We start from the raw sequence: 9,729 nt of genomic DNA, 5'->3' as shown, positions 1-9,729 counted from the left end.
TTGTCGTCAACAGGGTCGCACCGTCTACCATATTCATTGGGAGACCTCCAGGAATGGTTCCGTTACCTTTATCTTGTGCTTTCCTCTTCTTTTTTGCTACTCCCTCTCTCATAAGGCGCAAATTTATATGCAGTGTGTTGATGCAAAAATCCCACGAATGTTCATGAACAAGCGTGGGAGTCTTAACATCTTTGTGACTTCAAGTATATTTTAACTAAACCTTAGCTTCTAAAGACTTAAGTAACTCAGTATTCACACCAGACTCGCGAGTGAGGGCAATTTTGCCAGTACGAGCGATTTCCCTTAGACCAAATTTTTGTAACACTTGAACAATCGCGACCATTTTACCAGGATCTCCTACAACTTCTAGAGTAAGAGAATCTTCTGCCACATCGACCACTCGTGCCCGAAAAATCTGAGCTAATTCGACCACTTCTGAGCGGTTGCTACTAGTAGCATTCACCTTCAGCAGCATCAATTCTCGCTCTACGCATGGAGTTTCGGTAATATCCTGTACCTTAAGGACATTGACCAATTTGTATAGTTGCTTGGTAAGTTGCTCAATCACGCGATCATCACCAGGTACAATCATCGTAATTCGAGAAACTCCGCCTTGTTCGGCTGGGCCAACAGCAAGGCTTTCTATATTGAAGCCGCGACGCGCAAATAAACTAGAAATGCGGGATAGAACACCCGCCTCATCTTCTACTAGAACTGAAAGGGTATGTTTCATCTTCGCCAAAACAGGCTCAGGTAGTATGTTACTAATATAAAAACTAGTAAATCACTGCCTTACACGTACTGCTCTAAATTGCTAAATTATGGTCTAAGTTTCCATTTTAAACTTAATACCTGCATTCATTACAAACTTTCAAGAAAAGTTATGAACAAATCATACTGAAAGTATAAGTCTGTGTGAGTGCATATCTTTTCGTCGACAGATGCGCGTTATTTCTAAAGCTTTTATTCTACAGATGTGATGAGTATTTCATGAAACTAGGAGAAAAGTTAGTATGAGTTGGTTAAAAAGACTATTTGGATTAAACAAACCCAAAAATGCACAAGTTAATCCTCAACCGCAGCCAGTACCACAAGCTTCTACTACTAGTACTAGTGCTGCACCTGCTGCTACGCAATCAATTCCACCAGAGCGTTTAGGATTGAATGGAGAATACGACCAAAGTGGTTTAGCCAAGCGAGTAGCATTAGCTTTTGATGAAGATCCACAACTGGATGATATTAGTACTCTTTGGGTTGCTCAAACAAGCAGCACTGTGGTTCTAAAAGGACAAGTTCCCAGTCAAACAGTTCTCAACAAGATGATTTCTGTGGCGCGTTCAGTTCATGGCGCTACAAATGTGGATACTAACCAGGTGACTGTGGGTTAAGTACTTCAATTACCCAAATCCTTCATCCCAGAAGACAATCGGATGTTGCTGCTAGAGAAAAGATAGCCTTGGTGGAATGAGGTTATTGGGTATTTAACAGTTTCTTAATTTAGATGAGGTACACCTAGTCTCTAGCCTCTAGCCTCAACCAGATGTACCTCATAAAATGAGAAATGCTTGATCTTATAGGAATTACGCAAAATTTAGGTAATTACGTCATTAAGAGCAATAGCGAAGTAATCACCTAAAACTCTGGGATTGCTAGAGCCTCCGGTACGCTACGCAAACCCTTTTGGCTTGCCTAAGTCCTAAGTCCTGTTTTACTTTTTCAAAACCACGTGGAAGGAATTTAAATATCCGTTAATAGTTCTAGTCAAAGTCTGCTGCTGTTTTCTACTTGTAATGGCCATTACTTGATACAAACGTCCCTCGGCAACGTACATCCTGCTTCTGGTAATTTTACCGCCTGTGTTAACATACACAATTTCTTTACCAGGATGACCATTGGAACTACGAATGTCACGCTGACTAATTAAGTTACTTTTCGTAGTTTTTAAGGCCATATCCCTAGCATTATTGAGTATTGTTTGGGGATTGGTCATTTGTCCGTAACTGTAAGGAAAGTCATTATAGACAACCACATAGGCAACTTCTTGCTTTGGCGGTTGGGCAACAAACATTTCTAAATTAATTTCCCCCATGTAGGTTTTTTGGGTTTCACTATTTCTCTCTGGCTGGCCTGGCATCAAAATAGAAAAGCGCCCGTCTGGGGGCGTGAAAGATTTCCATTGTGGCTGTACGGGTTGAGTAGCAGTTGGTTTGGCAGCAGAAACTGGACGTTGGGGTTGACGTGCTTCGACTAGGACAGATTCACCACAAATCATAGTGGCGGTAATGAGTGGTAACAAGTCTCTAAAGGTCATAATTTTAGCTATCACAGATGCAGAATTACTGATGATGTCAGCTGTTCACTCTAGCAGAGTAAACAGCTGGAAAATCCAATCTAACCTACTTACAAAATTCTTGTACTAACTCATTAAACAGCAGCTTGACTGCTTTGACAGATGTGCGCGATCGCACTAATTGAACTGGTCTATCTAAGGCTTTTTGAGTATCTAAGTAATCGCCTAAGATTTTGCCGATCTTACTTTGTGGCCGCGTACTGCGCGACTCAATTGGGTCAATATCGATGTAACGCTCAAGTGCTTTAAAATCCCGATACCCGGTGATTTTCTTGATTTTGTAAGGGTCAATCCCGTTACGGTGCAGCTTAGTAATGAAACTCCGGCGTGAGGTGTGGGTACTAATTCCCTTACTAGCAAAACCAGCTTGTTCACAGGCCCGTTTGAGAATGTCATAAGCATTGCGCCAGGTTAGGGAGTATTCAGTTTTGGCAGAAAGACTCAAATAGCAAGTAAACCGTTGAGGTAGGCACAACGAATAGAGAGAATTTGATTAACACTCTCAACATTCCACTGTGGGCAATTAATCCACTGGGGACTATAACCTAGTAGCGCATAAGGCCGCACCAATTAATCCCACTTGTTGATTGAGAATAATATATACGGGTATTTCTTCCAGTAGGGGACGCATCCTACCTTTTTGGCTAAAGTTCAAAAGAAAACTACCGTTTTGCAGCAGTGGTAAGATTTTGGGCGCAATGCCACCAGCAATATATAAGCCGCCATAAGGTAAGAATTTTAGGGCGAGATTGCCGGCTTCTGCACCGTAAATGTCTACAAATAATTGCAAAGTTTGTACCGATAGGCGATCGCTTCCTTGGATAGCTGCTCTACCTATGGCTGCACCAGGATCAACGCTTTTTTCATGTCCGGCTTCTTGTTCCCAGGTTCTGACTACTTGAGCAATTTCTGGTGATTCCGCGCCTATTTTGCGGTCACGTAAAAATTGGTAAATGGCTACAACTCCCTGTCCCGAAACTACTCTTTCCACCGAAACACGCTGAATATCATGTTTATCCAGCAGGTATTTTAATAGCTGAAATTCCAGCTCACTACGGGGGGCGAAATCGGCGTGTCCACCTTCGGAGGGAAAAACTTGATAGTAGTTGCCCTGTTTAATTAAAAATCCTTGTCCTAAACCAGTACCAGCACCAATAATGGCAATAGGCGCTTCGAGTTTGTGTTTGCCAGGTTGCAAAGTTAGCAAGTCTTGTTTACTTAACCCGAAAATGCCATAACCTACAGCTGCAAAGTCATTAATTAGGGAAATGGCTTCAATACCTAATTCTTGTTGCAAACGTTGGGTATCTAGATACCAAGCTAAATTTGTGAGTTTGGCAGTATTATTTACCACTGGCCCGGCGATCGCAAAACAAGCTTTTTGTGGTACTGGTGTATTAGCTTTGACCAAAAACTGCTGCACTAACGGTACTAAATCAGGAAAATCCCCACTCCGGTAAGTTTCTTCATAAAGAGTACGTAATTCTAGTGAATCTGAGGCTTCCACCAGGCGCAAAATAGTTTTCGTACCGCCGATGTCTCCTGCTAGTAACAAGGTCATACAACTTAATTAGAGAATTAATTACTTTTTCTGTAGCTTAAACCCAGGATGCTACCAGTCATGATTTAAAATCCCAATTAAGGATTTAAGCAAATCGAATCACTTCCTCGATCTGTGTCAAATGAGAAGTATCTCCCTTTAGTTCTAGCAACCATTCAGGGCCTTGGCGCACGACTTTCACTAGGGAACATAAAGAAGCCTTCACCTCTGTTTTAGCAATTTCTCCTACTAGCCCCATTGCTGCCCCTAGTACAGATGCACCATGTGCTACTAGCAAGATATTCTGGGGATAGCATTCAGTAGCTAAACATCTCGCAGTTTGGGCAGAACGTTCTCGTACTTTTTCATGAGTTTCCGGATATTGCGCCGCGATTCTTGATGTGTAGCTAAGATCTATTCTGGGGAATAATTCTGCTAATGCTGGAATTGACAATCTTTCTGGTTCTTCTGACATCCAAGCGGGATTTAGCCACTCACTTAAACCTGTTTCCAGTTGAATGGGTAGATCGAGAACTTCGGCAACGGCGCTGGCAGTTTGTACAGTTCGCAGAAATGGCGAAGCAAAAATATGAGAAATTTTTTCTGTTTGCAAGCGTTGAGCTAACTGCTGGGCCTGCACCATGCCATCCTCAGACAGAGGAGGATCGTAACGTCGTTTTGCGGTGAGAAACCAATCAGGGTTTACGAAATCGAGGCGGTTGGCGTGTCTTGCGATCCAGACTATTTGATTCATAAGCTCAATTATTTAGGCGAATTACATTCGCATCTACATCAGAATATCTAGACTGAAAAACGGGGTTGCAAATCTAATATATTACGAAATGTGTAATGAATTGTAATATTTTAATTTATCTGCTCTCTATTCCCTATCTCCACGAAAGAATTTAATTTTGCCTAACTACTTATTGATACATAACATTTGATTACCATGCTTTTGAAATTCATAAGGAACTTGCTGAATTTTTACTGAATATCCCCGTTGTTGTAGTTCATTCATCACTGGTTGTAGCCAGGGAGATAATTCACCAGATAATGTTAATAAGGGAAATATGCGTACTTCTTTAGCAACTCGGCACATCTCTACAATAGATGCTAAGTGAAAGTCTACGGATAATTGCTCAGAATAAGTAAATAATAAGTGGGAACACAAAGCTAAATCAAATTGATTTGATGAAAAAGATAAGACGGGTAATTCATCAGTTAAATAACGCCTTTGATTAATCCCCAAGGGAAAATCTTGCAAAAATTTATTCATCGCCGCCATGCGAATTTCACCCATCATTTTTGGTGATGGAATATTCTGCCAAACATAGCATTCTTTATTAGCTGTGACACCTTGTATAACTGTTTCATAAGTATCTTGAATGCGTTGAGAAATTTCATCTGCTGTGAATTGATAAACAGGGTCACAGGAAATAACTTGATAGCCTTGAAGTGTCATTTCCACATTAAAACTAGCAGGGCCGCCAGCACAATCAAGAATATTTAAGTTGAGTTCTTCAGGAGTTAAATCAAACATCTGGATGTATTCCTGCATGGAACGTCCCCAGGGAATGACACTTTCTAATTTAAAACCCATGAGTATAAACCTTGATCATTGATAATGCTTTGTATATTGATGGAATACACTACTCTAGCCTAAGCGCCTCTAGCCCCTTGTCAAATTGTTCCATAAAACGACGGTCAATCCAATCTTTCCAGCACCAGACTAATGGGTGAGGTGGTGAAGTAAAAATTCCTTTGGTGGCGATCGCGCGTTGATCGCCAGTACCAATTAAACTTAAATATTGTTGCTGTGGTCTATAGGGTTTAAGGGATTTGCCTAATACAACCCTTTGCAAGTTCTCAAACAGTGGTTTACCTTGGCGAACAGCAAATACCCCAGCTTTGGGACGAGGATGATTAACCATTGTGGCAATGTCCCCCGCAGCAAATACTTCTGGGTGGGTTTGTGATTGTAATGCATCATTTACCAAAATAAAGCCTGCTTCATCAGTACCTAGTCCTGTACTTTTTAACCATTGCGGTGCTGATGCTTGTGTTACCCAAAAAATTTTATGGCATTCTACTACTAACCCAGATTCACTTTTAATATCAAATGTTGCTAATGTTTGATTAAGATTTTTGTGCGGTGCAATTTGGCATACACTTTCTCCTAAATATAAATTGATCCCGCGATTACTTAAAATTTTCTGAAATTGTCGTTGTACTGATTGATGATAATTAGGCAAAAGTACATCATGGCGCTGGAATAAATTAATTTTGATGTTATGAATTGGTTGTTGATTTTGTACCAAAATCTGCTGTAAATGTGATTGCATCGACAATGCTAATTCCACCCCACCAGCACCACCTCCTACAATTGCAATATTCAGAGGTTTTTGCTGGTTTTTGGCGAAATTCTCTAATAGCTGATACCAGTGTTCTAATAGTTGTGGTACTGGTTTGGCAGCAATTGCATATTCTTTGGCACCTGATACTGATATTGTGGCTGGAGTGCTACCAATGTCAATAGATAAAACATCAAAATCTACGGCAGAATGATTAGCACAAATTACTTTGCGATGTTTTAAATCCAGCCCCACTGCTCTATCAAGATATAACTGTGCTTGAGCAAATTTAGCCAATTTTTGTAAATTAATATGACACTCATCATGGCTATACAATCCTGCGATGTGTCCTGGTAACATCCCCGAGTAAGGTGTGTCTAAAGTTGGAGTAATCAAAGTCACACGTATTCCGGGGATCTGTTTCATCCCCCACATTTTTAACACAATGGCATGGCTGTGTCCGCCACCAATTAACACTAAATCTTTATTGAGAGACAATTTGTTTTGTTGCATATGTATATTATTTTCTATAGATTGGCACGAGATAAATAACTATTTATTCAAGAATGTATAGAGTTAATGCATGAAATTATACTAACACTCAAAAAGGATAATTTATCTCCATAAAAATAAGGGTTATATTTTCTATCTTCACAACGGAAAAATCATTATATTTACTCATGATTAAATTTCTCAATCTAGAGACAATAACATATATCAATAAAATAATCATAATTATTGGCATTTATGTTGACCGCAATTATTAATACTTATCACTCTGTAAAAAATCAGTTAACAAATCATCAAATATCATTAACAGAAATCTTGCTAGGGATAGATTCTTACCAAAAAATAAGGGTGAATATTCTATTTCCGGATTGGCACCAGCGCTTAATTGCAGCTAGAGAAGCTCTAAATCATCAAAAAACAGATAACAGGCTAGCGATAATTTATGATTTAGAGGAAATTGCTCTAGCTTGCCCCAAATATTGCTGGCAAATTATGGAAATTCTGACTAATTTTGTCAGAAATCATACTATTTACATTAATCAAGTTGAGTGTAATAGCAATTTATCACCAAAAATTTCTCCAGAGATTCAAGGTGCTTTGACGGTTATTGGTAGAAGAGATACGACGCAAGACCAAGAAAACGAACTGCTGGATTTGAGCTACACAAATATGCGGGGGGTTAATCTCAATCAAGCAAATTTACAACTCACAAATCTCTATCACGTGGATCTCTCCCAAGCTAATTTGACTGGGGTGAATTTGTCTGGAGCAGTTCTCAGTGCAGCGAATCTGGCTGGAGCTAACCTCTGTGGTGCTAATCTTCAGGGGGCGATTCTCAGTGCAGCGAATCTGGCTGGGGCTAACCTCTGTGGTGCTAATCTTCAGGGGACAAATTTATATCTAGCAAATCTACAAGGAGCAAATCTCAGGGATACCAGGCTCCAAGGAGCAAATCTCCGAGAAGCTAATTTGGCTTTAACTGATGTGAGGAGTTTTGATGCATAAAGCCCCTTTAAAGCGAACTGACAAGATTGATCTCAAAATAATCAGTAATGTTATATTTGATGCCATTTTATGGAAAAAAGCAGTATTAATTAAGTCTTGGGATGTATATTCAAAAATTAAATATTATGGTGGATATTCAAACTATCAGCTAAATGGTATAGTTATGTTATTACTTTCTAAGTAATAACTCTGTGTAGTAAGGAATATTACTGCTATGTCTGCTAATAAGACAGACACATTCTGGCGTTGGTTGATAGCTATAACAGTTGTATTTGTACTATCACTAACTTTAATTGCCTTTGTTTCGTCCTATTTTGAGGAATTAACAACTGCTCAACAAATACAGTATAGAAATCAGTTATTAACTAGTACTGCCATAATTTTTTTGGGGTTGGCAATATTAATTAATGCCTATTATGCGGCCAAACGTGCGGATAATCTGCAAAAAAAGGCTTCAGCAGAAATTCTTCAATGGAGACTGGCTGCTGAAAAAAGTAATGAAATCAGCATTCAAAATTCCCAAATTACTCAAGATAAGATGCTGATCGAATGCTTTATGGGAGCTATTACCCAGTTAGGTCATGACAAGATTGAAACCCGAACAGGTGCAATTTATATCTTAGAAAGAGTCGCCCAGGATTTTCCCAAAGAACATTGGACAATTATGGAAATCCTGACGGCTTTTGTGCGAGAAAATGCTCCTATTCAACCTGAGGATGAGCAACAAAGACTGGAATACCTACAGCCTAGAAATTTAGATAGGCCCAAAAGTGGGGTGTATCGTAAACAAAAGTTAGAATCGGACACCCGTAAAGCATTACCCAAAATTCGGCGGGATATTCAAGCTGCTTTGACTGTCATTGGTAGGCGTAATTCCTTAATAGAAGAGGGCAATCAAAAGCTAGATTTACGGAATACAGACATCCGGCGAGCTGATTTGTTGGGTGCTAACTTAGAAAAAGCTGACCTGCGTGGCTCTAATTTGTGTGGAGCCGACTTGCGGGCCTCATTTTTGTGTGGGGCTAACCTCGATGGTGCTAACTTGGCTGGCTGTATTCTTTATGAAGCCAACTTGCTAAAAGCAAATTTGAATCGAGCCAACTTATGTTGGGCAAATTTAAATCGAGCCAACCTCTCTAGCGCAAATCTCCGAGGAGCTAATCTTTTAGGTGCAAGTCTGCGTGCAGCTAACCTCTGTGGGGCCAACCTTTATAAAGCCAATTTGCAACAAGCAACATTAAAAGTTGCTAATCTCTCTGGAGCCAAATTGTTTTTAGCTAACTTGCAGTGGACAAAACTTGGTAAAGCTAATTTGCAACTTGCAGGTTTAATTGGGGCTAACCTCCAAGGCGCAAACCTTAATGGAGCCAACCTTTCTGGGGCTAACTTGAATGCTGCTAAACTTCAACAAACAGAAATCTTTTTTGCCAATCTCACTGAAGCTAGTTTTGCTGAAGCTGACTTAGATAAAGCCAACCTTATGGGGTCAGATTTACATCGGGCTAATCTCTATCAAGCTAATTTTTCTGGAACTAACCTGATGGGGGCTAACCTGTGTGATGCTAACTTTTGTGATGTCAAACTAGAAGGTGCGATTTTGACAGGGGCAAAAAATGTAGAATTACAACAAATTAAGATGGCGTTAGGCGATCGCACAACTCGTCTACCTGATTATTTAGAAACTCCCATCGATTGGCGACAATCTGGATAATGGGATGTATTATTAATCAACTCTTTGGGTGCATTTTACCAGTTTTTACAATTATTTCTTTACTCGTACCTCACTTTAGTGAGAAATACTCTATTAACAATGCTCTTTAAGCTAGTTATAAGAGAATTTAATAACTATAAACTTTTATTGATTAATTCATAAAGAAATCTAAGGAAACTGACAAGGGATTCACTACTGATTATATAAAGTCTATAAAGGAGTGAATGGAAGTTAGATTAGCATTTTGTTTAGTCTGATGTAA

At 39.6% G+C, this 9,729-nt stretch carries 10 protein-coding genes; 3 read left to right on the top strand and 7 right to left on the bottom strand.

The features are described 5' to 3' along the window. Positions 1 to 214: 214 nt before the first annotated feature. The gene (gene ilvN / locus ACM0OT_RS19565; RefSeq protein WP_414546064.1) at positions 215 to 733 is read right to left on the bottom strand and encodes an acetolactate synthase small subunit; all 519 of its coding nucleotides are present in this window, start codon (positions 731 to 733) and stop codon (positions 215 to 217) included. A 280-nt stretch (positions 734 to 1,013) separates the two neighbouring features. On the opposite strand from ilvN, the gene ACM0OT_RS19560 reads away from it, so the two are divergent. Continuing rightward, positions 1,014 to 1,388, top strand: a complete 375-nt coding sequence (locus tag ACM0OT_RS19560) for a BON domain-containing protein (RefSeq protein ID WP_414566068.1) — start codon at positions 1,014 to 1,016, stop codon at positions 1,386 to 1,388. Between the two features lie 320 nt (positions 1,389 to 1,708). Here ACM0OT_RS19560 and ACM0OT_RS19555 read toward each other — a convergent pair whose 3' ends face one another. The 6 genes from ACM0OT_RS19555 to ACM0OT_RS19530 all read right to left on the bottom strand — a co-directional run bounded on the left by ACM0OT_RS19555 (position 1,709) and on the right by ACM0OT_RS19530 (position 6,754). Further along, the gene (locus ACM0OT_RS19555) at positions 1,709 to 2,311 is read right to left on the bottom strand and encodes a hypothetical protein (protein WP_414566067.1); all 603 of its coding nucleotides are present in this window, start codon (positions 2,309 to 2,311) and stop codon (positions 1,709 to 1,711) included. Between the two features lie 85 nt (positions 2,312 to 2,396). After that, positions 2,397 to 2,795 carry a tyrosine-type recombinase/integrase gene (locus ACM0OT_RS19550; RefSeq protein ID WP_414566066.1) on the bottom strand — a complete coding sequence of 133 codons (399 nt, stop codon included), beginning with the start codon at positions 2,793 to 2,795 and terminating at the stop codon, positions 2,397 to 2,399. A 93-nt stretch (positions 2,796 to 2,888) separates the two neighbouring features. After that, positions 2,889 to 3,911: a glucokinase gene (locus tag ACM0OT_RS19545; protein ID WP_414566065.1), complete on the bottom strand. Its 1,023-nt coding sequence runs from the start codon at positions 3,909 to 3,911 to the stop codon at positions 2,889 to 2,891. An 85-nt stretch (positions 3,912 to 3,996) separates the two neighbouring features. Beyond that, a complete protein-coding gene (locus ACM0OT_RS19540; protein ID WP_414566064.1) occupies positions 3,997 to 4,644 on the bottom strand; it encodes a histidine phosphatase family protein in 648 nt (215 codons plus the stop codon). A 165-nt stretch (positions 4,645 to 4,809) separates the two neighbouring features. Beyond that, the gene (locus tag ACM0OT_RS19535; RefSeq protein WP_414566063.1) at positions 4,810 to 5,490 is read right to left on the bottom strand and encodes an SAM-dependent methyltransferase; all 681 of its coding nucleotides are present in this window, start codon (positions 5,488 to 5,490) and stop codon (positions 4,810 to 4,812) included. Between the two features lie 49 nt (positions 5,491 to 5,539). Then, complete coding sequence (locus ACM0OT_RS19530; RefSeq protein ID WP_414566062.1) at positions 5,540 to 6,754, bottom strand: FAD-dependent oxidoreductase; 1,215 nt, start codon at positions 6,752 to 6,754, stop codon at positions 5,540 to 5,542. Between the two features lie 234 nt (positions 6,755 to 6,988). Here ACM0OT_RS19530 and ACM0OT_RS19525 point away from each other — a divergent pair, with 234 nt between their 5' ends. Beyond that, complete coding sequence (locus ACM0OT_RS19525) at positions 6,989 to 7,756, top strand: pentapeptide repeat-containing protein (protein ID WP_414566061.1); 768 nt, start codon at positions 6,989 to 6,991, stop codon at positions 7,754 to 7,756. 214 nt (positions 7,757 to 7,970) lie between these two features. After that, positions 7,971 to 9,467, top strand: coding sequence for a pentapeptide repeat-containing protein (locus tag ACM0OT_RS19520; RefSeq protein WP_414566060.1), 1,497 nt, complete (start codon positions 7,971 to 7,973; stop codon positions 9,465 to 9,467). Positions 9,468 to 9,729 lie beyond the last annotated feature (262 nt).

Source organism: Anabaena sp. CCY 9613 (genome assembly GCF_963920895.1).
In the GTDB taxonomy this organism is placed as follows: Bacteria; Cyanobacteriota; Cyanobacteriia; order Cyanobacteriales; family Nostocaceae; genus Cyanocohniella.
This window is presented reverse-complemented; position numbering and strand designations above follow the sequence as displayed.